Annotated in this window: 21 protein-coding genes and 3 pseudogenes; 19 read left to right on the forward strand and 5 right to left on the reverse strand. The window is 48.7% G+C overall.

Annotated elements, in window-relative coordinates; all coding sequences use genetic code 11:
• The first annotated feature begins 23 nt into the window (after nt 1-23).
• The 5 genes from AM231_RS20845 to AM231_RS20865 all read left to right on the forward strand — a co-directional run bounded on the left by AM231_RS20845 (nt 24) and on the right by AM231_RS20865 (nt 5837).
• Complete coding sequence (locus tag AM231_RS20845; RefSeq protein ID WP_054404343.1) at nt 24-1202, forward strand: exo-beta-N-acetylmuramidase NamZ family protein; 1179 nt, start codon at nt 24-26, stop codon at nt 1200-1202.
• Nucleotides 1203-1205: 3 nt separating this feature from the next.
• The gene (locus tag AM231_RS20850) at nt 1206-2396 is read left to right on the forward strand and encodes an anhydro-N-acetylmuramic acid kinase (protein ID WP_082341764.1); all 1191 of its coding nucleotides are present in this window, start codon (nt 1206-1208) and stop codon (nt 2394-2396) included.
• Between the two features lie 585 nt (nt 2397-2981).
• Nucleotides 2982-3728 carry a type I methionyl aminopeptidase gene (gene map, locus AM231_RS20855; protein WP_054404345.1) on the forward strand — a complete coding sequence of 249 codons (747 nt, stop codon included), beginning with the start codon at nt 2982-2984 and terminating at the stop codon, nt 3726-3728.
• 382 nt (nt 3729-4110) lie between these two features.
• A complete protein-coding gene (pdxK, locus tag AM231_RS20860) occupies nt 4111-4923 on the forward strand; it encodes a pyridoxine/pyridoxal/pyridoxamine kinase (protein WP_054404346.1) in 813 nt (270 codons plus the stop codon).
• A 263-nt stretch (nt 4924-5186) separates the two neighbouring features.
• Nucleotides 5187-5837, forward strand: coding sequence for a YqaA family protein (locus tag AM231_RS20865; RefSeq protein ID WP_054404347.1), 651 nt, complete (start codon nt 5187-5189; stop codon nt 5835-5837).
• A gap of 98 nt (nt 5838-5935) precedes the next feature.
• Here the strand turns inward: AM231_RS20865 and AM231_RS20870 are convergent, their stop codons facing one another.
• A complete protein-coding gene (locus AM231_RS20870) occupies nt 5936-6598 on the reverse strand; it encodes a hypothetical protein (protein WP_054404348.1) in 663 nt (220 codons plus the stop codon).
• A 316-nt stretch (nt 6599-6914) separates the two neighbouring features.
• On the opposite strand from AM231_RS20870, the gene AM231_RS20875 reads away from it, so the two are divergent.
• Entirely contained in the window at nt 6915-8135 is a 1221-nt protein-coding gene (locus AM231_RS20875; protein ID WP_054404349.1) for an MFS transporter, read from the forward strand.
• A 152-nt stretch (nt 8136-8287) separates the two neighbouring features.
• Here the strand turns inward: AM231_RS20875 and rnjA are convergent, their stop codons facing one another.
• A complete protein-coding gene (rnjA, locus tag AM231_RS20880) occupies nt 8288-10006 on the reverse strand; it encodes a ribonuclease J1 (protein ID WP_054404350.1) in 1719 nt (572 codons plus the stop codon).
• Between the two features lie 183 nt (nt 10007-10189).
• Between rnjA and AM231_RS20885 the strand changes: the two genes are divergently transcribed.
• Nucleotides 10190-10939: a YqcI/YcgG family protein gene (locus AM231_RS20885; RefSeq protein WP_054404351.1), complete on the forward strand. Its 750-nt coding sequence runs from the start codon at nt 10190-10192 to the stop codon at nt 10937-10939.
• A 342-nt stretch (nt 10940-11281) separates the two neighbouring features.
• Nucleotides 11282-12709 (forward strand): glycosyl hydrolase family 18 protein, encoded by a 1428-nt coding sequence (locus AM231_RS20890; RefSeq protein ID WP_054404352.1) that lies wholly within the window; start codon nt 11282-11284, stop codon nt 12707-12709.
• Here the strand turns inward: AM231_RS20890 and AM231_RS20895 are convergent.
• Nucleotides 12704-13036 (reverse strand): annotated as a pseudogene (locus AM231_RS20895) (helix-turn-helix transcriptional regulator); the annotation flags it as partial. The gene AM231_RS20890 and the pseudogene AM231_RS20895 overlap by 6 nt on opposite strands.
• On the opposite strand from AM231_RS20895, the pseudogene yicI reads away from it, so the two are divergent.
• A pseudogene (yicI, locus tag AM231_RS20900) lies at nt 13028-14250 on the forward strand (alpha-xylosidase); the annotation flags it as partial. The pseudogenes AM231_RS20895 and yicI overlap by 9 nt on opposite strands.
• Nucleotides 14249-14887 (forward strand): annotated as a pseudogene (locus AM231_RS20905) (GH36 C-terminal domain-containing protein); the annotation flags it as partial. The pseudogenes yicI and AM231_RS20905, both read left to right, overlap by 2 nt.
• A 140-nt stretch (nt 14888-15027) precedes the next feature.
• Here the strand turns inward: AM231_RS20905 and ymzB are convergent.
• Nucleotides 15028-15366 (reverse strand): protein YmzB, encoded by a 339-nt coding sequence (gene ymzB / locus AM231_RS20910; protein ID WP_054404354.1) that lies wholly within the window; start codon nt 15364-15366, stop codon nt 15028-15030.
• A gap of 190 nt (nt 15367-15556) precedes the next feature.
• Between ymzB and AM231_RS20915 the strand changes: the two genes are divergently transcribed.
• On the forward strand, nt 15557-16462 hold the full coding sequence (locus AM231_RS20915) for a hypothetical protein (RefSeq protein WP_054404355.1): 906 nt from the start codon (nt 15557-15559) through the stop codon (nt 16460-16462).
• Nucleotides 16459-17019 carry a hypothetical protein gene (locus AM231_RS20920; RefSeq protein WP_053491419.1) on the forward strand — a complete coding sequence of 187 codons (561 nt, stop codon included), beginning with the start codon at nt 16459-16461 and terminating at the stop codon, nt 17017-17019. Before AM231_RS20915 ends, AM231_RS20920 begins: the two co-directional genes overlap by 4 nt.
• A gap of 45 nt (nt 17020-17064) precedes the next feature.
• Here the strand turns inward: AM231_RS20920 and AM231_RS20925 are convergent, their stop codons facing one another.
• Nucleotides 17065-17244 carry a hypothetical protein gene (locus tag AM231_RS20925; RefSeq protein WP_054404356.1) on the reverse strand — a complete coding sequence of 60 codons (180 nt, stop codon included), beginning with the start codon at nt 17242-17244 and terminating at the stop codon, nt 17065-17067.
• A 123-nt stretch (nt 17245-17367) separates the two neighbouring features.
• Between AM231_RS20925 and AM231_RS20930 the strand changes: the two genes are divergently transcribed.
• The 7 genes from AM231_RS20930 (at nt 17368) to AM231_RS20960 (ending at nt 24939) form a co-directional block, all read left to right on the forward strand.
• Nucleotides 17368-18162 (forward strand): sulfite exporter TauE/SafE family protein, encoded by a 795-nt coding sequence (locus AM231_RS20930; RefSeq protein ID WP_053491421.1) that lies wholly within the window; start codon nt 17368-17370, stop codon nt 18160-18162.
• A gap of 51 nt (nt 18163-18213) precedes the next feature.
• Nucleotides 18214-19119 (forward strand): aldo/keto reductase, encoded by a 906-nt coding sequence (locus AM231_RS20935; protein WP_054404357.1) that lies wholly within the window; start codon nt 18214-18216, stop codon nt 19117-19119.
• Between the two features lie 305 nt (nt 19120-19424).
• Nucleotides 19425-20294, forward strand: coding sequence for an ABC transporter ATP-binding protein (locus AM231_RS20940; protein WP_054404358.1), 870 nt, complete (start codon nt 19425-19427; stop codon nt 20292-20294).
• The gene (locus AM231_RS20945) at nt 20287-22488 is read left to right on the forward strand and encodes an ABC transporter permease (protein ID WP_054404359.1); all 2202 of its coding nucleotides are present in this window, start codon (nt 20287-20289) and stop codon (nt 22486-22488) included. Before AM231_RS20940 ends, AM231_RS20945 begins: the two co-directional genes overlap by 8 nt.
• A gap of 85 nt (nt 22489-22573) precedes the next feature.
• Nucleotides 22574-23263 carry an RNA polymerase sigma factor gene (locus tag AM231_RS20950; RefSeq protein ID WP_054404360.1) on the forward strand — a complete coding sequence of 230 codons (690 nt, stop codon included), beginning with the start codon at nt 22574-22576 and terminating at the stop codon, nt 23261-23263.
• Complete coding sequence (locus tag AM231_RS20955; protein ID WP_054404361.1) at nt 23244-24089, forward strand: hypothetical protein; 846 nt, start codon at nt 23244-23246, stop codon at nt 24087-24089. The genes AM231_RS20950 and AM231_RS20955 overlap by 20 nt, the downstream gene beginning before the upstream one ends.
• Nucleotides 24082-24939 (forward strand): ATP-binding cassette domain-containing protein, encoded by an 858-nt coding sequence (locus AM231_RS20960; RefSeq protein WP_053491427.1) that lies wholly within the window; start codon nt 24082-24084, stop codon nt 24937-24939. Before AM231_RS20955 ends, AM231_RS20960 begins: the two co-directional genes overlap by 8 nt.
• The last annotated feature ends 17 nt before the right edge of the window (nt 24940-24956 follow it).

The following is a 24956-nucleotide window of genomic DNA, read 5'->3' on the forward strand; positions in this document are numbered from 1 at the left end:
TCACTGGGGAGAGGTGTTAACTTATGATGAACCGAAACGTACGAAGCGGAATCGATGTGCTGGAGGGAACACGGCACGAGAAAATTACGGGTCGTCGACTTGGCGTTATTACAAATCCGACGGGGGTTACATCGGATTTTCGTTCATCTATCGAGGTGGTCGCTGGCTTGCGTGATTCAAAGCTTACCGCTTTGTTCGCTTGCGAACACGGCCTGCGCGGCCAGCTTCAGGCAGGCAAGCATGTCGATGATGAAGTGGACCCCGTATTCGGTGTGCCTGTGCACAGTCTGTACGGTTCGACGCGTAAACCGGATGCCGATATGCTGAAGAACGTGGACACGGTGATCTTCGATATTCAAGACCTTGGCGTGCGTTTTTATACGTATATGACCACACTGCTGTACGTCATGGAGGCATGCGCCGAGCATGGCAAAAGCTTGCTTGTCCTGGACCGGCCCAATCCGCTCGGCGGCGAGCGCTGTGAAGGTGGCATGCTTAAGCCGGGATATGAATCCATGGTGGGCGGATGGCAGATTCCGATTAGCACCGGGATGACGATTGGCGAGTTTGCATGTATGGCCAACCATATGCGAGGCACTGGCTGCGATTTGGATGTTATTAAGCTTGATGGCTGGTCCCGAGGGATGGACTATACCGACACGGGGCTCCCGTGGGTACTGCCTTCACCTAATATTCCCACCATGGATACGGTTCGTCTATACAGCGGAACCTGCTTCTTCGAGGGGACCAATCTTTCGGAAGGCAGGGGGACGACCAGGCCATTTGAATGGATCGGCGCTCCATGGGTCGATGGCGATGAGTTGGCTAAGCGATTCAACGCATGCGGACTGCCTGGGATCCATGCTCATTCCATGTACATGACCCCAACTTTCTCGAAACATCAAGGCGAAAGCTGCGGCGGGGTGATGCTGTTTGTAACCCGTCCGGCGGAAGTGGAATCCGTGCGCACAGGGCTGATTCTACTGCATCTGGTCAGCCGGATGTATCCGGATCAATTCCAGTGGCTAAGCCCGCCGGAAGGACGCAAACGGTATTTTATCGATTTGTTAACGGGAAGCGAGGATGTCCGCCGTCATATCCATGAAGAAGCCGGGCTTAAGCGCATTGTCTCCGAATGGAACATGGATGCAGAGCGGTGGAGAACGATGCGGGCACCTTATCTGATGTATAGGGAGGCGTAGAGCGTGATGTTTTCATCCTGGAAGGAAGGCGAGCCGGCCGTTGTGGTCGGTTTGATGTCCGGCACTTCGCTGGACGGTATTGATGCGGCTATTGTCCGCATAAACGGAAGCGGCCTGGAGGCTTCGGTTGAACTGCTGCATTACTACAGTAAGTCTTACGAACCCGAACTCCGTCAGCGGCTGCGCGATTTATGCAGTGAAGATAAATCCCATAGTGCTGCGGTTTGCAGTATGAATGCATACCTGGGGTACCAGTTCGGAGCGACAGTCCTGGAAGCGGTGACCGATGCCGGCATGCGGATCGATGAGGTGGATTTGGTAAGCTCGCATGGGCAGACCATTTGGCATCAGCCCGTACCGGAAGAAGGCGATGCTTATTCTGTCGCTTCAACTTTGCAGATTGGCGATATCTCCGTTATAGCCAAGCAAGTCGGCATCCTCACAGTAGGAGATTTTCGGCCGGCGGATATGGCAGTCGGGGGACAAGGGGCGCCATTTGCTCCTTACGGAGATTTAATCTTGTTTCGGCATTCCGAGCGGGGAAGGCTGCTGCAGAACATCGGTGGGATTGGCAATTGTACGGCGTTGCCCGCAGGAGCCGGCCCTTCGGACGTGCTGGCCTTTGATACCGGACCCGGCAATATGATCATGGACGCTCTAGTCTATATGTTGTCCGAAGGACGGCTGTCTTATGACGAGGGCGGGAAATGGGCTGCCCTTGGCAAACCGGATCAGGTCTTGTTAAGAGAGATGATGGCTCATCCTTATTTTCATGCGGAGCCGCCTAAATCAACAGGCAGGGAATTGTTTGGTCACGATTATGCTGTTTCGTTCCTCGAACAAGCAAGACTCAAGCAGATCTCGGATGAGGATACGATAGCAACGGCAACCGCGTTTACGGCCCATTCCATTGCGGATAGTTATATGAAATATGTGTTTCCCAGCCACAAGATCGACGAGGTCATCGTAACCGGCGGAGGAGCTCACAATAAAACGCTGCTCTCGATGTTGAGCGAGCTATTGCCTGAGCAGAAGGTTATGACTTCCAAAGCGCTTGGTTTTGATGATGATGCGAAGGAAGCTGTCATTTTTGCGCTGCTTGGCCATGATTTCATGCTCGGAGTCCCTAACAATTTGCCTGCAGCTACAGGCGCTCGTAGGCCGACTGTTATGGGGAAGCTGGCCCTGCCATAAGGGAGACAGTGTGTAAGCCTAGTAGTTACCTCCGGAAAGAGACACAGCAGGTATGAATGGAATATAAGAGCGCCAAAGCGCACATACGGGGCATTCCTTGGTCTGGACGATCCTTGGAGGCCCTTTTTTTATTCTGGCCAACAAGAAAGAGTTGCTTAAACACAGGGTTGCAGCCAGCTGGGCTATAGGGGAGTGAGTGCATTCATCGATCTAGCTGTAACGTGCCGTTAGATGTCTGTCTGAAGTTGAAGTTGAAGTTTGAAGTTGAACCAAAGCCCTATCAAATTGAATAATTTATGTTTAAAATGATCGTTTTTGCGCATCATAAAGTAAATTTTACCGGGAGCAGATATTCATCACGGAAAAGATTGAGGTTACCTTGGCTTAGGAGTAGAATAAGATAATGCAAGGTGCGTTTTCTATTTTGGATTCAGAAGAAAACCGCAGATACACCTTGGAATTGTGAATCAGCCTTATGGCAGGGGAATGAGGGAGAGGCAATGCCTGTCTTTATCATCGATCAGCCAGCTAAGGCTTTTTGATTTGAATAGGAGATAACAGCCACCAAAGAAGGAGTGAGCAGGATTGATCATCCTCAAAACACAAGAACAAATTGCTAAGATGAATAAGGCTGGGGACATTCTCGCTGAATGCCACCGACAGATCGCCAAAATGATTAAACCGGGTGTGACCACACTGGAGATTGATCAGTTTGTTGAGCGGTTTCTAGCCGAGCAAGGAGCAACGCCCGAACAGAAAGGGTATCATGGATTTCCCTTTGCTACCTGTGCTTCAGTAAATGACGTAATTTGTCACGGTTTTCCGAGCAATGAGCCATTGAAGGACGGGGACATCGTTACCATTGATATGGTGGTGAAGTATGATGGCTGGCTCGCTGATTCTGCCTGGTCCTATCCGGTTGGAAACGTATCGGAGGAAGCCCAGCATCTGTTGGACGTAACGAAAAAAGCTCTTTATCTAGGTATTGAGCAAGCCGTAGTCGGCAATCGAATCGGAGATATTTCCCACGCCATTCAATCCTATGCGGAATCGCAAAATTTATCGGTGGTCCGCCATTTTGTCGGGCATGCGATCGGGGAAACCATGCATGAAGAGCCGCAAGTCCCGCATTATGGCCCGCCAAACCGCGGAACACGGCTCAAAGAGGGGATGGTCATTACCATTGAACCGATGTTGAATATTGGAACATATCAAGTGAAGATCGATTCAGACGGATGGACAGCCAGAACAGCGGACGGCAAGTTGTCTGCCCAATATGAGCATACGCTCGCCATCACGAAAGATGGCCCGCTTATTCTGACGGAACAATAAGATGCACTCCACAGGAGAAATTCTCCTGTGGATTTAAGCGGATGTACAAGCTTGTTAGACTCTGTTCACTTCTAGTGATGCAGCCGCATGCGGGATCGTGACTACAAAAACACTTCAACGGAGCAGGCGGAATTGTTCTGTAGAAACGATGTGTTCGCCTGAGAGCTTTCCAGAGGAAAGGTAGCATCGGAAGCATAAGCTGCCGCCGGATTTCAACGTTAATATCGTGATTCATAAGGAAATCTGGAGGCAACAGTGATCGGAAGAACAATCCGCATGCGGAGTGATGAGGCACCTCACCGAATTCGACATCTGAATAGACGGAATTCGCCGTTTTTCTTATAATAGAGTAATCAATTTAAAAGCGAAGGGAACATGGAACATGACGATACGAAAAGCACTAACAGTAGCGGGCTCAGATACGAGCGGCGGTGCTGGCATCCAAGCTGATCTCAAGACATTCCAGGAATTTGATGTATACGGCATGACCGCATTAACGACAATCGTCTGCATGGAACCCAAGACATGGGATCATCAGGTTTTCCCGGTGGCGCTCGATATCGTAGAAGCACAGTTAAAAACGGTACTTGAGGGCATCGGTATTGACGCCATGAAGACAGGCATGCTTGGTTCCGTAGAGATCATTGAACTCGTATCCCAGTATATCGATCGCTATGATCTGAAACGGATCGTCATCGATCCGGTCATGGTCTGCAAAGGCACGGATGAAGTTCTGCAGCCGGAGAATACGGAAGCGATGCTGGAGTTTCTGCTTCCGCGTGCCGATCTGGTAACGCCGAACCTATTCGAAGCATCCCAGTTGGCCAAGTCCGGACCGATCACGACTTTGGATCAAATGCAGGAGGCGGCGGCTATTATCCATGAGCGCGGCGCGAAGAATGTATTGATTAAAGACAGAGGGAAGCTCAGTGAAGGTAAAGCAATGGATCTGCTCTATGATGGAAACAAGTTTGAATGGTTTGAGGCCGATACCGTTGTAACCAAGTATACACATGGTGCAGGTTGCACTTCATCCGCTTCCATTACTGCTAATCTGGCCAAAGGCTTGACCGTACGCGATTCGGTGCAGCAAGCTAAAGCATTCATTACCCAAGCTATTTCTAATGGCTTCCCGCTGAATGAATTTGTTGGACCAACAAGACATTCTGCACACCGCCAATCCGCTAATTCCTAGGATGCATTTTCTTGCAAACTTATTCATTTTCTTGAATCTGGTTTATAGAGTGCAGCCTCAAAAAAACCTTTCTTCCAAGAAGAAAGGTTTTTTTGTTGTTAGCTGTATTTGCTGCATATAGTGTATAGGAGCAAAGGCATGCTTTGTTCTTCGTATATTTTCCGAAAGGATAGAGCGGCTTAGGTCCTTTCCAGTATAATTATATGCTATAATTTATAAAAGAGTCAGATAGAAACAGGAAGAAAATGCTTAGGGGTTGAGATATGTTTCAGGATATTTTGGATTTTTTAATAAAATTTGGACCATGGGGTCTGTTCATTCATGCTTTTGCTGACGCCGTGATATTTCCGGTTCCCGCCTTTTTTCTGCAGGTTTCACTAAGTATTATGCATCCGCAGAATGCGCTGTGGCTTGCAACATATGGTTTTATCGGATGCTTGCTAGGAACCCCGTTTGGTTATCTCATCGGAAAGCTTCTTGGGAAGTCGGTGTTATATAAAATCCTGAAGAAAGAATGGATCGACGCCGCGACGAACATGTTTCAGAAAAATGGCGAAGCAGCCATATTGATCGGCTCCTTTACACCCGTTCCCTTTAAAGTATTTACGATTCTTTCAGGGTGCTTGAACTTTCCATTATGGAGACTGCTTGCTTATGCTGCTATTGGCAGGGCCACCAAGTTTTATGTTGTAGGCACTTTGTTTTACTTGTATGGCAACGCGGCAGAGGGCATGGTTAAAGATGTATCGCTCTATATTGCGCTTATTGCCGTTCCGCTAATCTTGGTCGGTATGTTCATTAAACGGAAGCGCAAACGGAGAAAAATGGAGCAGGAAAAGCTGGCTGAATCAAATCCCGTTCTGATGGAGGAGAAGATCCGGGAGCAGACTTCGGATCAGACGCCATCAGCCTAATGATAGCATAGCTGCCCCGAGTCACTCATCCGGGCAGGAATCAATAACAAAGCAGCCGGGCTTCTGCCCGGCTGCTTTGTTATTCCAAGATATCAGATTCACTTTATTAAATATGAATATAATAGCTCTTTACCTGCTTTGCTAACCCGTTTTCCAATTCGGAAGAACTTACCTCGGCCTTTCGTTGTCACGGGAGTAAAGGTCGGAGATGGGGAGAGCGGAGAAGTCATTTCTTGTGTAAGATAACCATGCAGAGGTCCGTGATAGATTTCATTCAGCTGCGGTGAGCGGGAGAAATCCTCTGGTGTTACAAGATGACAGGGTTTATTCACAGGCCGCAGGCCTGCTTGCTCCAGCACGGTAGCGACAAAGTGAGAGCAGAAATAAGCATCGTCGCGATCAATATGAATTCGAAACAATATACCCAGAAGCCCTAGCAGATTGTATTTATAGCGATTTTGATCACGCATCATCTCTTTGACAAGATTGTGCATGCGTTGGTAATCTTCATTACTGACGCGGAATCGGTAAATAGCGCATTCCGAAGTGTAGAAGAAAGGGTCGCGCAGATTCTCGCGAACCAACCCGCCATCAAACGGATTGTTCGCCTTCTTTCGCCCAAAGCTGTACACTTCGCGTAATTCGGAATCAAACGCGATGGATGCATGATTGAGTGGGGCCTTTGTGAAATATTGGATCATTTTGCTGAACCAGGTGCCCGTGCCTGTAAGCACAATCCAAATATCTTGTTCCGTGTACATACTCGCAAACTCCTTTGTTAACGATCCTAACAACCAGCCAATGTAAATGACTTGCTTTCTTTCACAATATACGAAAAAGCCATGGCATTCAAGTTAAAAAAAACCATTTTCTCTCAATTTCTCATAATTTAGATCTGGGAACCGAACCAGATTTTAGAAGCCTCTTAACAATATATTCGCCTCCCGTCCAGATTATCCTCTGGTGATTATATTCTTCTTCTCAAAACTTCTGGTTGAATTGTTATCTATAAACTATCTTGACCGGGCGTATGGTTCGCTCTACATTATATAAAAGATAGAGGAGAGGAGGGGTCATATGGGCAATAGTTCATTGTCATTGTTGAAAGAGCCTAAGCAGCGAAAGCTGCTGTTTAGCGCCGGCCTGAGCTGGATGTTTGATGCCATGGATGTCGGGATGATCTCGTTTGTAGTGGCGGCTTTGGCAGCTGAATGGTCGCTGAGCTCGCAGCAGGTGGGTATTCTGACGAGCACGACATCGATCGGAATGGTATTTGGTGCGGCTATGGCTGGATTTTTGGCGGATAAATATGGACGGAAAAATATTCTGCTGTGGACCCTACTTATTTTTTCGATAGCGAGCGGATTTTCCGCACTGGCCACAGGTTTTATAATGCTGTGCTTGATGCGCTTTATCGCCGGCTTCGGCTTAGGCGGTGAGCTGCCGGTTGCTTCGACGCTGGTATCGGAAAGTATGCCGGTCCAGGAGCGGGGAAGGGCCGTTGTGCTGCTCGAAAGCTTTTGGGCGGCGGGCTGGATATTGTCAGCGCTTATCGCTTACTTTGTAATTCCCCATTACGGGTGGCGGATGGCCTTTATCATCGGAGCGCTGCCGGCGTTCTATGCGCTCTATCTACGGCGTGCCATTGAGGACTCGCCAAGGTATAAGGCGAATGCGACCCGCAAGCTGACCTTTGGTGAGCGCGTGGCTTCGGTTTGGTCTTCAGAACATCGGCGTACGAGCATTATGTTATGGGTGCTGTGGTTTACGGTTGTGTTTTCATATTACGGCATGTTCTTGTGGCTTCCTACCGTCATGGTCGATAAAGGGTTCAGTTTGGTTCGGAGCTTTCAGTATGTGCTGATTATGACACTAGCCCAATTGCCGGGATATTTTACAGCGGCGTACTTTATTGAGAAGTTCGGCCGGAAATTTGTTCTGGTTACCTATTTAGTGCTTACGGCCATCAGTGCGATCTGGTTCGGTTACGCGAATACTGAGGCTTCGCTGCTTGCAGCCGGTATTTCCTTATCATTCTTCAATCTGGGTGCATGGGGAGGCTTATATGCTTACAGTCCGGAGCTTTATCCGACGAAGGTTCGTTCAACAGGGGTTGGGCTTGCCACGTCATTTGGCCGGATTGGCGGCGTTATCGCTCCGCTTCTTGTCGGTGTGCTGAAGCAAAACGGCACCAGCATCGAATACATCTTCGTGATGTTCTTTGTCACCATTCTGATCGGAGCACTGGGTGTGCTGCTGCTCGGAAAAGAAACGAAAGGACTGGAGCTGGCGGACTAAGACGTTTAAGGTCAAAGTTCCGGTGTTCTACTGCTACTGATATGCAAGCTGGCGCAAAACGCAAGAAAGGGTGGATCCAAAGGCTATATTGCCTTGGATTCACCCTTTTTTTGTAACATATTGGAAAGCTTAATCTACTTAGAAGAGAGACATTATACCTCCATAATGGAAGGCATGATATATGGGCTTCGGCCCAGCTCCCGTTTGAAATAACGATTGAGCGTGTTATTGGTCATTTGTTCCCAAGCTGCACGGTTGTATTCCCGCTGTTCTCCCGCTTTGTTCAGCTGTTTGCGCAGCATGGCTTCACCCCGGCGCAGAAGGGGCTTGGAATCCTGCATGTACACAAATCCGCGAGTGATTAGCTCGGGGCCGGAGAGGAGCTTGCCGGTCTCCCGCTGAAGGGTGATTGCGACGATGACTACACCATCGTGAGCAAGCTGTACCCGCTCCTCTAGCAGCTCCTTCTCGTGAGTACGCAGCTCTCCGTTGTTGATGTACACATCCCCGGAAGGGATGTTCCGGCCTTTTCGTGCATAGTTACGAAATAGAGACAACGTATTTCCAATGTTCATTAAGTAGATGTTGTTCTCCGGAACACCTACCTGCATTGCGAGATCCTTGTGGTTGAGCATCATTCGATATTCGCCGTGGATTGGTACGAAGTACTTGGGACGCAAACTGCTAATCATCAACTTCAGATCTTCACGGCAGCCGTGACCGGAAGTGTGAATATCAAGAATGGAGCCGTATTTAACCTCCGCGCCTGCCCGCATCAATAGATCGATGCTTCGGTTAACATTCTGGGTATTCCCCGGAATAGGGGAGGATGAGAAAATTACGGTATCCTCCGGATGTATCTGGAGCGAACGATGAGCTCCAGAAGCTATGCGTGTCAGGGCTGCATTGGGCTCTCCCTGACTGCCTGTACAAATAATCAGCACCTGATCATCACGATAGCGGTTCACGGCCTTCACATCAATGATCATACCATCTGGCACGCGAATATAGCCCAGCTCCTGGCCGATCACAAACACCTTCTCCATACTGCGGCCGACGATGGCTATTTTGCGATGGGTCCGAATGGCTGCTTCAACCACCTGTTGCAGGCGATGAACGTTGGACGCGAAGGTGGCAAACAGAATCCTCCCGGGACACTGCTGGAACAGCCGCAGAATGGATTCGCCGACGGTCCGCTCCGAAGGAGTAAACCCGTCCCGTTCGCTATTGGTACTGTCAGCCATAAGGGCCAAGACGCCCCGTCCGCCAATATGCAGAATTTTGTGCAGATCAGCAGGCTTGTCTTCCGGCGTGAAATCGAATTTAAAATCTCCGGTATGTACAATCGGTCCGTACGGGGTTTCTACCACGACGCCGAAGGCATCCGGAATGCTGTGTGTCGTGCGGAAGAAATGTACGGAAAGATGACGGAAGGAGATCGTTTCGTCTTCATGGAAGACGTGCAGATCACTTTGGTCCAGCAGTCGGTGCTCTTCCAGCTTTGCCCGGACCAGACCGATGGTCAGTGCTCCTCCATAAATTGGCATCTGAATTTGACGAAGCACATAGGGAATAGCCCCGATATGGTCCTCATGACCGTGGGTCAGGAACAGACCCTTTACTTTATGTTTGTTATCGAGCAAATAACGGATGTCCGGGATAATGTAATCAACACCGCTCATTTCGGCGTCCGGAAACTTCAGTCCGGCATCAATAAGAATAATTTCATTTTTGAACTCTACACCGTACATGTTTTTACCGATCTCGCCTAGTCCTCCAAGCGCGAAGATGCGCACAGGCGGAGCTGAAGGCCTCGGTTTTTTGGCAGGCTTGGCTGTTTGAATCTGATCTGTTAGCAGGGGTTTAGACATAATGTAAAAGAATCCTCTCTATGGTAATTAAGGCAAAGGCCTGGTCATTTAAATTTCTTCTCTACTTAAGATATCAGAAAGTTCAAGCTTTTGGGAAACGGTTTTCAAATTTCATGGCTTTTCCGTCGGGACAGTCACCTATTATCCCTCACTCCGATATGTTGTAGAAGAGGAGGTCTGGTGATGAGCCGTATAATGAAGTTGGACGATATCGAAGCTGTGCATAGCCTGCCGGAAGAGTGGCAGCGGGAAGCGATAACCAGGCTGGCTGAAAAAATGACGGACCGCTCCGCAAAATTTCCCTGTATTCCTGCAGTGCAAGGACACGCGATGAATCATTTTAGATATGGCTTTATACAAAAAGGCGAAGCACAGGAGGCTGCGGAACAATTGGCCTTGATGCTGGGCGAATTCGGATCCCGTTCCAGAGAACTTGGGGCGTATACATCTCTTGTCGTTTGGATCCTCACGGAACCGAGCAGAGAGAACCTGGAAGGCATTGAGTATTATGAACGATTATTCTGGCAGCTGTTAAGCCGAACGACCGAATATGATACGGAGCCCTGGCCTGCGGAGCTGCCCGAGGATCCGGCGGATCATCTGTGGGAGTTTTGCTATGCAGGCGAGCCTTACTTTGTATATTGCGGTACGCCGGCACATGAACTCCGTCAAAGCCGCCATAGTCCCTACATGATGCTTGCCTTCACACCCCGATGGGGATTGAAGCAATTCAATGCTCGAGTCAGGCAAGCCGAACATACGAAGGTTATGATTCGTAAGCGTCTGGCCGAATATGATCCCGTGCCTCCCCATCCTGACTTGAAGTTCTACGGGGCGAAGGATAATTATGAATGGAAGCAATATTTTTTACGGGATAATACAACGTCGTTATCGAAATGTCCGTTCGCCAGGCTGCATAAAGAGATACGATAGTCTTTTAGAAATAACGTGCTGCTATCATCATACCTTAAATCGGAGTAAGGGATAAGCAGGCTTTTCATTTCAGGCTGCCACTTTTGCGGTAATTTGCAGAGTGACGGCTTTTTTTATGTGGAACCTTGGTGTCTGGGTATAGCATTTTGTCCCTTCATAAGTAAATCTTATCCTTGTTGTACGGAAAATTACCAAGTTACACTTGAAGCACATCAATCAAATTCAACAAGTGCGTTATCCAACAAACAACGATGGGTCAGGAGGTGGACAAGGGGCTGTTCTTTCATTAATAATGAAAGCGCTTTAATGAAAAATACCAAGGAAAAAGGAGTTGTTTAATGAATGACTAATGCATCCAAAATGATGAGAGGATGGATACTCGGAATCATCGCCATGCTGGTGATAAGTGTTTTCCCTGTATACCAGGCTGAAGCCGCTGGAACATGCGCAGAGCCGGCATGGAGTAGTTCTGCTGTATATGGCGGAGGTAATATCGTGTCCCACAATGATCATGCCTGGAAAGCGAAGTGGTGGACACAGGGCGAGGTGCCAGGGGCAACGGGGCAATGGGGAGTATGGGAAGATCTTGGAGCCTGTAGTCCGGGAACGCCTCCTGTTGATCCACCAGTAGATCCCCCTGTGGACCCGCCGGTTGATCCACCAGTAGACCCACCCGTAGATCCGCCTGTGTCCGGTGACCGGATGTATGTCACATATGCAAGTTCATGGAATACGAGCATTTACGATTTGACCACCGCCAACATTCCCAATTACATTACACATGTTAATCTTTCATTCGTAAGGCCGGACACTGCGTATACCCAAGGATCATATGCGTTTGATCAAGCCGTTGCAGGATTGGAATTCGTGGAAGGAGCAACGACACCGAATGGGCAACGCAAATTTACTGCACAGCAATCCCAGGATTTGCGCAACAATATCGCATCCCTGAAAGCCCGTGGGACGAAGACATTCCTCTCAGTAGGGGGCTGGTCATACAGTCAGGGCTCCCAATGGTCTAGTTTCAATGCCAAGAACGTGGTGGATTTGGCTCTTGATCTCGGCGCAGCCGGTGTCGATATTGACTGGGAATCCAGCGGCAGCAGGTGCAATAAGGGAACAGCCGCCCAGTTCAGCTGCTCTAAGGATGGGGAAATCGCTGGTATCATAACGAGTCTTTATAATGAAATCCAGAATAGAAATGCGAATTTGCAAATATCTATCGCTGGATGGTCCACGGGCGCTTATTATGTCAAGGGGACCCCTTTTGAAGAAGGTAAAGTCCAATGGGGCTCACCTTTTGGAGGCACCATGTATCGCGTAGTTAAGGACCATGGCAGCAAGATTGATTTTATCAATTTGATGTCATACGATGGCGGCGTGTATTACGACCCGCGCGAAGGCTACGAATCCTACAAGGCGATTTACAATGGTCCTATTAATATGGGCATGCAGATTGCGCCTGAGGGCTCCGGTGGGGCCGTCCTCCAATTGAATGCGGCACCAGGCACGATCTATGATGCCGAGATGATGAACGGTCAGAATAACCTTGCAACGCAGTATTATAATGTTGAGACCATGGTGAATTACATTAAGAATAAGGGAAGAGCTAACGACGGCTTTATGTTGTGGCAGCTCTGGAAACAGCGGGTTCATTCCCCGGCACCTTCCGGAGCAGCGAATGAGAACAGTGCCGGTCAGTACGTATGCCGCAATCTGCCGCTTGCAGGAGATTGCAACAGCACCATCCCAAGCTTGCCGAAATTATAATTTCTTTCGATATTCTGAAGGCGTGCAGTTCATGATCTTGCGGAACACCCGAACAAAATAACTGATATGCCCAAATCCGACATCGAATGCGATGTCGGATATTTTTTGGTCCGGCTGACGAAGTAATTCCGCTGCCTGACGTACCCGATAGGAATTCATGTAGTCGACGGGCGTTTGGCCCGTCATGGATTTAAAGAAGCGGCAGAACTGCCCTTCGCTCATTGGAATCAAATCTGCCAGCTCACGGAGCTTGATGGGAGGGTGGTAATAGTTTTGGATATAGAGGATGACTTTTTTCAACCGTTCCGTCTTGGTCATATCAACAGCATCGGGTATTCCGTTTCGGGAGCGGTTCAAGCTTATGATTTTGCAGTAAAGGGAGATACGTTGACAGCTTATGCATCTACGGCACTGATGCCGGGCAGAGGGGCGACTATTAATGCGCAGCTGATTACCGTGCAATTCCATTCGCTGGCACCCGGCGTCATTGGCGTAAAGCTGATCCACTATGCGGGTGTAAGAGACCGGGGACCTACATTTGAATTGTACAAAAAGAATGGTGACCATACGGTCATTGAAGAGAACGATCAGGAAGCAGTTCTTCGCAGCGGCAATTTGAGCGTAGTTATCAAGAAAGGGCCGGAATGGTCGGTTCACTTCTATAGAGGAAATGAACGGATTACCGGCAGCAGGGCCAAATCCATGGCACATATCGTGGAAGATGGCGGGCAGGCCTATATGCGGGAAGAGCTGGATCTCGGCGTAGGCGAGTGGGTGTACGGTCTGGGTGAACGCTTTACTTCGTTTGTCAAAAATGGACAGGTTGTGGATGTTTGGAATCAGGATGGAGGTACGAGTTCCGAGCAGGCTTATAAAAATATCCCGTTCTATCTGACAAACAAGGGATATGGTGTGTTTGTAAACCAACCGGATCTGGTATCCTTTGAAGTGGCTTCGGAGAAAGTGAAGAAGGTGCAATTCAGTGTGCGTGGCGAGTCGCTGGAGTATTTCGTTATTGATGGGCCTGATCCGAAAGGCGTGCTCGACAAATACACGAACCTGACAGGCAAACCGGCATTACCACCGGCTTGGACTTTCGGATTGTGGCTGTCCACCTCCTTTACGACCCAATATGACGAGGCGACTGTAAATTCCTTCGTTGACGGTATGCTGGAGCGTGATATCCCGCTGGAAGTGTTCCATTTCGACTGCTTCTGGATGAAGGCTTCCAGTGGGATGAAGAGGTATTCCCAGATCCGGAAGGCATGCTGAAGCGTTTGAAAGAAAAGGGTTTGAAAATCTGCGTGTGGATCAATCCATATATCGCGCAGCGCTCGCGTCTCTTTGAGGAAGGCCGTGAGAAAGGCTATCTGGTGAAGAAAGCGAACGGAGATATATGGCAGTGGAATCTGTGGCAGCCGGGTATGGCGCTGGTGGACTTCACGAATCCGTACGCGTGTGAATGGTATGCAGGTTACTTGCTTGAGCTGGCCGATATGGGCGTTGACAGTTTCAAGACCGATTTCGGCGAACGCATTCCGATTTCCTCATATTTTGTTTGAGAGCTGTTCCGGCGGCGGCGGACGTTATGATCCGGGGATGCTGTATTACATGCCGCAGACGTGGACAAGCGATAACTCGGATGCTGTCAGCCGGTTGAAAATTCAATACGGAACGAGCCTGGTGTATCCTCCCAGCTCCATGGGTGCCCATGTATCAGCAGTTCCGAATCATCAGGTACACCGGCATACTTCACTGCGTACGAGGGGATACGCAGCGATGTCAGGCAATTTCGGATATGAGCTGGACCTGACCGCTTTTAGCGAACAGGAAAAGGATGAAGTCCGTGAGCAGGTCAAGCTGTTTAAAGAAATTCGCCATCTCGTGCAGTTTGGAGATTTGTACCGTCTTCGGAATCCGTTTGAAGGAACCGAAGCGGCCTGGACCATCGTGTCTGAGGATCGTTCGGAAGCCGTGCTGTTTTACTTCCGGATTCTAAGTGAAGCGAATGCGCCAATTGTGTGGCTGCGTACAGCGGGTCTCGATCCGGAAGAGGATTACCGATGCCTGGAAGATGGAAACATCTATGGTGGAGACCGTCTGATGAATGCCGGATTAGCTGTTCCGCCGATGCCAGGAGATTTCCAGAGCTTCATTTGGAGATTAAGACGAGTATAAAGTACCTTTATTAAGCTGGCATAATGTTTGTGCTTTGAGTGCATTATCAAGAATCCAGCTTATAGATGGGCAGCCTCACAAAGAACCGCCAGAGAGAATCATGGTCTCTGGCGGTTCTTTGGTGTTTCACAGGGACTGTTTCAGGTTGCCTTGATGAAGTATGTGCCGCGCTCCGTTGAGAGTACCACTTGCTGGTCTTGGATATCCGCACTCTTAAACCCGTCCAGCCCAATGAGGAAGGTGTTATTTGGCAGCGGAGCTTCATGGCCAGCCGTAATGACAATACCCGAACCATGGAGCATAAGAGTATCCTGGTCGCCATACCCGTCAATGGACTGCTCCTGATGCTTCTGATGCTCAATTCGTTCAAGCTGCAGTTCGATCCGGTCCAGATCTTTCTCTTCTTGCTTGGAGATGTGCAAGGTATGGTTGCTTTTCGTTTCAAGCCAATGGGTAACCTCTTTGATTGATGAATTCATAGTACACACCTTCCTTAATTATCAATGGCTTCAGATAGCTTGCCCAGGAAGACGCAGCCTTAATTCACAATGAAAAGGAAGTTTTTATTACTTAGCTCGCGGAAATTATCGTTGATGGAACTCTCTCTTTTGGTTACATGTTAATATAGTGAAAGATTACGAAACCATTGCAGCTATACAAGGAGGGACCATGAGCAAAAAATGGGTTTATATCATCGCCATCCTGCTCGTAACCTGCAGCTGGATCGGTAATGTCTGGTACTATGAAGCCAATCAACTGGGCAGAACCGCTTTCCTGGAGCACCATGTCGAAACCAGAGAAGGGGATGGCCAGGTATTCGATTTGTATTATGTAGAGGACAAGCGTGCTGCTAAAACATTGAGCTCGATTCATATCGAGGGTTATCCGAATCTGATTGTAACGTCTCACCCCCAATATGCAGAGTATCAGCGGCAATATTTAGGTAAAATGACGGTGAATTTAAACAAGCCGTCCGTACAGAAGGAAGCAATATCAGAGCCATCAGCGGAGCCAGTGCTTGTTCAAATGATTACTGCAAATTATACGGATGGAACCTCGGAGCAAGTGGATATCGGGGAAATATACATATGGCCTGCGATGTATCATGAGGGGGCTCAAGATGCCATCTCGTGGACGTCAAGTGGATCTTCTTCCGATAATACCGGCTACACCTCTGCGGTCGTGAATCGGCCAGTTGAATTGACGGCGTTCTCCTCCAAATTGATGGGTCTCGTAGAAGCAGGAGACTTGCAAATCAATGCTGACATCTCCGGGCAAGTCCCGGGAAGGAGCTATCAGACGCCGCCTTCGAAAGCCCAAATCGAGTTGAGCGGGAAACCGATCGCAGAGATATCGCTTCCATTAAAGATTAATCAAGGCGGCTCTATACGGATCAGCCATCAATTTAACATGCATGGATTGGAGAAGAGCATGGGGGTGTACCAGTTTATGCTGAGGACAACCTTCGAAGAAGATGGGCGCCATTGGTATGAGGACACGATAATACCTTACCAAGTTTGGCCGATGGAAAAGGAAATGACGGAATTTGTCCGGAAAGGCAGGAATGGATCATGAGAAGCGCTTGTTATCGCATAGTATGGGGCCTATTCCTCGTTCTTGCCGACTTGAGGGTCGAATTCGTTGATATCCTGCCGGACAGTCTTGGATATTTGCTGATTGCTTCGGGTTTATGGCAGCTGCAGAGGTTAAACGGATATTTTAAAGCAGGACATTTGTGCGCTTGGCTGTTGCTAATCTGGTCAATTCTGCAATTATTCTGGTATCCTGACGCAGAGATTGGCAGCGTGCCCATGCATTCTGTAATTGATTTGTTACCTCACTTGCTAGCCAGCGCTGTGCATATCGTATTGATTTACGGAATCTGCAGAGGAATTCAAGCCTACACTGCAGGTGTTGAATCCGGGCTTGATCAGCAAGCACGCTTCCGGCTCCACATGTTTATGACTGTACAGCTGTTGTGGCTTTTCATCCATCCGTTCCTTCTCAATCTGGATTCAAATGTTATGATTCCCGTGGTTTTTGTATGCTCGCTTCTTGTGATGATTGCCGAGATAGCGATTCTGCTTCTGGTGCGACTATTCGCGCGGCAATGGACAGAGAATATGGAATAGCCTCCTAGAAAGTTCGTTGACTTACAAAAAACGTTTGAAGCAAGCCTAATCGTCGTCTTCACTTAGGTGATAAACAATAGTAACCCCCAGCTGATTATATATTTCTTCAGTGTAGTGGTGATCGGGACAATGCTTGATCGTAGCCATGGCTTCTTGCCTGGAGACAAGCTTCTGCTCACAATCAGGGCATCGGTCCTGGAACAGAGATTTCAGTCTACTCAACATAAAACACTACACCTCCTGTATTTCCGATATAAATACTTGGGTTTATTATAAATCAACAATTTGGTACATTCAATAGCAATATGTTCACAAGCGATATTCATTCGAACGGAGAGATCAATCACCATGTTAGTACAGCTTGTAGTTATGATCTTTATTGGGATTGTCGGTTCTTTTTTCTCGGGATTGCTTGGGATTGGTGGGGCGATCATTAATTTTCCTTTGTTATTATATATCCCTCCCTGGTTCGGGCTGGAAGCCTTTAGCTCCAAGGAAGTCGCTTCCATTAGTATGCTTCAGGTATTTTTCGCATCCTTGTCAGGCATGATAACTAACCGATTGGGTTCACGCGGCGGTGAATCTTATGTTCACAAGCGCCTGGTTATCCAGATGGGGGCAAGCACGTTGGTCGGCAGTCTGATCGGGAGTCTGTCCTCCATGTTGATGACTAGCGAAACCATCAATATGATCTATGGTATTCTGGCTGTGATCGCGGTGTTATTGATGCTTGTACCGACCCGTGCCTCCAGGGAGAACCGTACGGTGAGCGAGGTGACTTACCATTCATGGATGGCTATGGGAGCGGCCTTTATTGTCGGTGGCATCGCTGGCATTGTCGGTGCTGGAGGCGCGTTTATTCTGATCCCTATCATGCTGACCATTCTTAAAATACCGACTCGGATTACCATTGCATCATCACTCGCCATCGTATTTCTGTCTGCGGTCGGGGGCGTTATCGGTAAAGTGGCCTCGGGTGATATCCCGCTCTGGCCGTCTCTGTTCGCCGTTGTCGGTAGTCTGATCGGAGCTCCCATTGGAGCGTTGATTAGCCGCAGGATGAATGTTCGCTTGCTTCGTTATGGGCTGGCAATTCTTATTGCATTTACAGCGGTCAAAATTTGGCTTGATATTTTAGGGTAAGTAAAGAAGTAGAACCTTATTCATCATCGTAAAAGAGGAGGCTTATAAATTATGAGAAAAAGCCGGCTGGGATCATCAGAGTTATACGTTAGCGAAATCGGATTGGGTTGTATGTCGCTTGGCACAGAGGAAGAACATGCTGTAAAGCTTATTCATCAAGCACTGGATGGAGGTGTGAATTTCCTGGACACGGCGGATCTGTATGATGAAGGCCGTAATGAGGAAATGGTTCGTAAAGCGGTTCAGGGCCGGCGCTCGGATGTGATTATCGCAACCAAAGTAGGTAATCGGCGTGTGCCGGGACAGGATGGCTGGGTATGGGATCCTTCCAAGGCATACATAAAATCTGCCGTTAAGGAGAGCCTTCGAAGGCTGGGAACGGATTATATCGACTTGTATCAGCTGCATGGAGGTACGTTGGAAGATTCGATAGACGAAACAATTGAGGCCTTTGAAGAATTGAAGCGGGAAGGGTGGATTCGATATTACGGTATTTCATCCATTAGACCGAACGTGATTCGTGAATATATGGAAAAATCCGATATCGTCAGCGTGATGAGCCAGTATAGCATATTGGACCGAAGACCGGAGGAGGCTGTGCTTGATCTGCTTGCAGAGAAGAACATTTCCGCGATTGCCCGTGGACCCGTTGCTCGTGGTCTATTATCGGGTAAGGGACGAACCAAAGCCGAGAAGGGTTATTTGGATTACAGCCAGGATGAGCTGCTTGACGTGCTGGGTAAGCTTGAAGAGTACGCAGCAGGTGAGGATTTGACGCATTTAGCCATTCGTTATGCTCTTGGTCATGCCGCTGTTGCCTGCACCATCCCTGGCGCAAGCTCGCTTGAACAACTGCTGCATAACCTGGCAGCTGGAAACCTTGAGCCATTATCACCACAGGATATTCAGACCATCCAGGCGATCAGCCATGCCAACCAATATGAATCTCACCGGTAAGGTGCGATCAAGTTTCTAAAGATCCATCGTGCTTATCATATGGATCATGGAATATTTATGATTTAATTTATCGATGAGTCTTCCTTCCTATGTTATCGTCTCTTATAATATTCTTGTGTCCGTGAAATAGAAGATGCCCGCAATCCGTCTGAAGGATCACGGGCATTTTATGCGTTTTATTATAAATAACCGGCCAAATTAACGTTAAGATTCGGGGATCTAAAACTTTTTGCGGCGGGGGTTCGTTCTAAGCAACGTAAACCGCGCGGCTTATGCCATATCGTAAATGGTGAAAGGATTTTGGAATGATTACCATTGAACATCTGTCAAAAACCTATCGCAAGGGCGCCTGGGCGCTCCTTGATGTTTCTCTACAATTGGATAAAGGCATGACGGGTCTACTGGGGCCTAATGGAGCTGGCAAAACCACGCTCATGCGCATTCTGGCAACCTTATTGACGCCTACCTCCGGGCAGGTGAGAGTAAACGGGATATCCCTTGGACGGCCGGAGGAAATCCGGCAGATGATCGGTTATTTACCGCAGCATTTTCACATCTATCCGCAGCTGACCGGCCGGGATTATCTGGATTATGTGGCGTCAATGAAAGGGATTTCGGACCGGAATGCCAGATTCAAGGAAATCTCCAGACTGCTTGAGATGGTGAATCTCCAGGAAAAGGCGGATAAAAAAGTGCGTACTTATTCCGGGGGAATGAAACAGCGGCTGGGTATTGCTCAGGCGTTGTTAGGCTCGCCGGATATTCTAATCGTGGACGAACCGACCTCGGGACTGGATCCCCAAGAGCGTGTCCGGTTCCGTAATGTATTGACTCGTTTCAGCATCGATCGGACAGTTCTGCTGTCCACTCATATCGTAGCTGATATTGAGAGCAACTGTCGCCATATCGCCGTAATGAATAAGGGGAGATTGGTCATGAACGGCAGCCTGGCAGAGCTGAAGGCTTGTGGAAAAGGGCAAGTATGGGAAGCGGTGATGAGCCCGGACGAATTTACTTTGATGGATCCGTTGACTGTCGTGTCCACTCGTACGGTGCCGGAAGGTGTGCTGTGCCGCTTCATCGGTCAAACCTCCCCGGCTCCTGAGGCATTCCCCGCTGATCCGACCCTTGAGGATGGATATCTGGCCTTGCTGCGGAGGGATCGCTATGCATAAATGGTGGAGACATAGTATTCTGGAGCTTCGGCTACTGTTCGGAAACCCATTGTTTGCGTCTCTTCCGGTCATCTATGCCATATTGTTTATTGTGATGATGCTGCAGGCGGCAAGCAGCAACGCGCCAAACCATAATTTATTCACCGCGGCCTATTCATTCCATATGTTGGGACATACGATGACACTTGGCCCAGCCATGTTAATCGGCATCTTGTCCATAAGGCGGGATGTGTGCCGCCGATCCTTTGAATGGAATCACAGCTTGCCTGTGTCCTTCTTCACCTTGTTGACGTCGAAATATGCAGTCAGCTTGCTGTATTTTTCTCTGTTTACGCTGTCGACATCGGTTATATTCTACATTCTGTCGGTCAGTCAGGGGATAGCTGGGTATGTTGCTATCATGCATACCATGCAATTTGCATTGCAGTATGAGGTTTCGTACATGGTGACACTGGCTCTCGCCATGCTTCTTGGGGCCAGCATTCCGAATCGAATCGTGTATTTGATCGGTTTTTGCGCGTGGATGTTTGGCACATTCTTCATGGAGATTTATATCATCAGTGAGCTAAGATGGATGCCGGCTCAAGTATTTCATCTCAATCAATTCTTCCTCCAATCCACTCGATATGAATATGAGAATTGGGGGTACGGCCTTTTTAGCAAAGATATAAATACATCACGATGGTTTGTGCTCGCTTTTACCTTCCTGCTGCTTACAGTATGCTTGTTCTTGTTAAACCGGAAACGCTCTACCATGCTGCGGAAGGCAGGCTGGTTTGCTATGCTGGGAGCGGCTGTTATTACGATAGCTGCAGCCGTGCCCTACGGCGCTTTATGGGCAGATCGATATGCTCAGATTGATGCCAGGCTTGTAGATCCATCGCTGTCTTATATCGATGATGCTGAAGATGCTTTCTTCTACCGGGTTTCTTCCTATGATATTAAGGTGAAACGGCTGCCGAATGATGAGCTTCGCATGACGGCAAAACTCACGATTCCTGCAGCCGAGATAAAGGACATGAAGCAGCTTCCATTAACACTAAACCGAATGTTTAAGCTTGAGCGTGTCCAGCTTCAAGGCATTGATGCCCGTTATAGCAGACAGGGAGACCGGATATCGGTCAGGATGGTTGGTGATGGCGGCGGAGAGGATATGCAAGCAGAGCTGGAATATAGAGGGAAAGTCATGGACTTTATGGACGGGTATTCTAATGATGAATTTGCCGCTTATAGTGTTGGACCTGAAGTCAAGCTGGAAGGACATCTTGCTTGGTATCCGCTGCCTGGATATCAAAATGTATATTTAAAGAGCAATAACGGAGATTATCCTCCTAAGCATATTTATCTGGGCTTTGATTATGGTCAGCTTCGTTACTCTACTGGAAACATAAAGCTGGAGGTTGAAGGTTACCCGGTGCCCTTGTTTACGGGTTTGAAAGAGTTGGAACGGAGACCGGGCTACCAGCGATTCGAAGATAATGGGATACAGCAGAATATTTCCCTGTATGGAGGCCGGTTCTGGAAGGAACTCCGCCAGCCTGATCTTCCGATCACCATCGTGACGACACCTTACTTGGAGAAGGCCGTCCTGCCGATCCAGCGGGAACTTAAGGTGAAGTATGATTATTTCTCAAAGTGGGCTCCTGAATTTAACAGTAACGCAGCCAAGATACTATATTTGGGTCAAGGATTTAGATATACCCGGGTAGACAATCGAGTAATACTGTCTTCGAACCAATACACATATAACTTCAAAAATCTGTCAGGCGAATGGATGAATTCGATTCTGTTCGGCAACCAGGATGGGTTTTATTATTATGATGAGCAGCCTGAGCGGGATATGCGCGGAAAGATCGCGAGCCTCTTCTGGTATGTGTATTATGTGGAAGAGAAGGGACTTAGTGATAAGCAATTGAGAGCCGCTTATGGCAATCTTCGTTCCGTACAGCAGCTTTTGTTCAAAAGTGGGAGAGGCGACGACCCTCAGAACCGAATCGGCATAAGTATGGCCAGACAGGTCAGAAAAGCACTGGAAGAGGGCAAGGGAAGTCAGGTAAAAGAGCTGTTGGTGCATTTTTACCGGCAAGGGCTGATGCTCCCGTATCCCAAACAAGATGATCCATTACATCCAGAGGAGCCGATCTCCTACAAGGAGTGGAAGCAGGCCTGGGAGTCCATCATGAACGCTGATTAATATCGGCCATCTGCCTGGATACAGTCTGTTACTACATTGGAAGAATAGAAACGATAGAACGACGTCAATGGAAAGGGGGGAGAGCATGATTTCCGATCAGCAGCTGTCCGAACGCATGGCGGCCGGTGACCAAGCAGCATTTGAAATGCTGGTGACCAGGTACCACGGACCGCTTCTCAATTATACAAACCAGAGGCTGGGGGACCGGCAAAAAGCTCAGGATATTGTCCAGGAAACCTTTATCCGGCTCATTCGGCACTTGAAGCAGCACGGGACGCTCGAGCATGTTCGTTCATGGCTTTACCGTGTAGCTCTGAATATGTGCAAGGATTACTGGAAGAGCGCTGCTTACAGATCTGAAGGACTTGCGGGCGAAGAGATGCCGGATGCGCACGACCCGGCGCCCGGTGCTGAGGAGCTGATGGAGAGGCAGGAAACCTCTCTTGAGATTGCGGCATCACTGGAGAGTTTGCCGGATATCCAACAGGAAATCGTATCACTGCGATTCTTTCATGATCTGAAGCTTCAAGAAATTGCTGATCTGGTTGGCCTCCCCTTAAGTACGGTGAAAACACATTTATATAATGCTTTGAGAAAGCTGAAGAAAACATTGGCGATGGAGCACTCTGATCTGGTTCCCGTTCAATCTTCCAGGAGGACACGGGGAAAGGCTTCTTCGGAACATGTCCAACATCGTTCCAGGGTGGAAGAGTCCGATTCACAGAACAAAGTAAAAGAAAGCGAGGTGTATCTCCATGGATCATCCATTCGATGATAACGAATTGAGAAGGCTCGAAGACGAGCTTCGCGGTCCTCTCAGACGATCTGTTCTTCCATCGCCGTCGCCGGATGAAACGGCCGCGCTTATCGCGTCCCTTCAGAGAGAGTTCGATCAGTTAAAGATTGAACCCGAGTCGCCCAAGCTGGATTTTAATCCACAGGTGGACCCGCCTTCCCTAAAGCAGATCCTTCGGAGCCAAATTCGACTGAACCAAAGATCCATTGTACTAACGGCAGGTGCGGTATTTTGTATGTTGGTTATGTTGGTGGACCCAGAATATCCACTAGATCAATTTGCCGGATTGCCTGGCGGCATCTTCCCATTGATTACTCCGTTGCTGTTAATCGTGTCGATGCTGTTCAGCAGTCGAACCTGGGATAAAGGGATGCGGGCCGTCGAAACGTTGACTCCTTACCCGCCAGCGCTTGTGCTGTATACCCGGCTGCTTCTAGTAACGGGTATCGTCATCGGAATGGCCTTGCTGAGCACCTTTGTATTAGGACTGCGATCCATCCAGGCGGAATCCTCCCACTTTTTATTCGGGCCTTTCATTCTGGAGTGGATGGGTATTCTGCTCGTTACGGGCGGAGCGGCAATGTACATGTTGTTTCGCAAAGGTATGGTCGTCTCCCTGATCTCCGCCATACTGGTCTACGGAATGTGGATCGTGATCCAAGGACAGATGATGGACCAAGGGGTCTCCATGAACGGTAAAATGCTGATCGATGTGGTCCTGCTCGTGATCGGATTGATTCTGCTCATCTCTTCCTATGGCCGCAGTTTGAAGCTGAACGGTACTTGGAGAACTGCTCATGATTAGAATGGAGGGAGTCGAGCGTCAGGCGGGCACGTATCGGCTAGAAATTGACAAAGCGGAGATACACTCCGGGCTGAATCTGATTGTTGGAGCGAACGGAGCCGGGAAAACTACCCTAATTGAACTGTTGACCACCTTGCAGTCTCCCGATTCAGGCGAGATTCTGTATAGCGGACGCAGGTCAGGAGATCATTTGCCGCTCATCCGCAGCCAGATCGGTTATGTTCCGGCAGATATCGAGTTGTATGGAGATATGAGAGTCGGCAAGCTGCTAACCTACATGGCTGAGTTAAAGGGGATCTATAACCCGGAAGCCATTGACAGATTGATGGCGGAATTTCGGTTGGAGCCGCTCCGTAAGAGTAAAATCAAAAATTTGTCGCAAGGCGTACAGCGGCGCATTGCTGTCGTTCAAGCGCTGCTCGCTTCACCGACTTTTCTGTTCCTGGATGAACCCTTAAACGGTATGGATGCCGAGGAACGCAAATTCCTCATTACCTATCTCACCCAGTATGCACGAAGACGAATGGTGATCGTGGCAGCTCATGAGCTGAACGAATGGGAAGAGGCGGCGGATACCGTGATTTGGATACATCGCGGTCGAATCCGATATATCGGTTCTCCGGCGCAATGGAAGCTGAATGTGGTTTCCAGCGTCTGGGAGGGCGAGATTGACCTGGAAGCATTCGAGCGGATTCCGCAGGAATTGTTGATTCATTTTCAAATGACAGAGCATCGCATGAGAGTAAGATTGATGGGGAAAAAGCAGCCGGGTCCAGAGTTTGTGGAAAAAGCGCCTACGCTGGAGGATGCTTTCTTCCTTCATATGAATGCATTGGCCAAGCGAGGCTGAGTATAGTCATTATGACA

This window comes from Paenibacillus solani, assembly GCF_001277345.1.
GTDB lineage: Bacteria > Bacillota > Bacilli > Paenibacillales > Paenibacillaceae > Paenibacillus_AQ > Paenibacillus_AQ solani.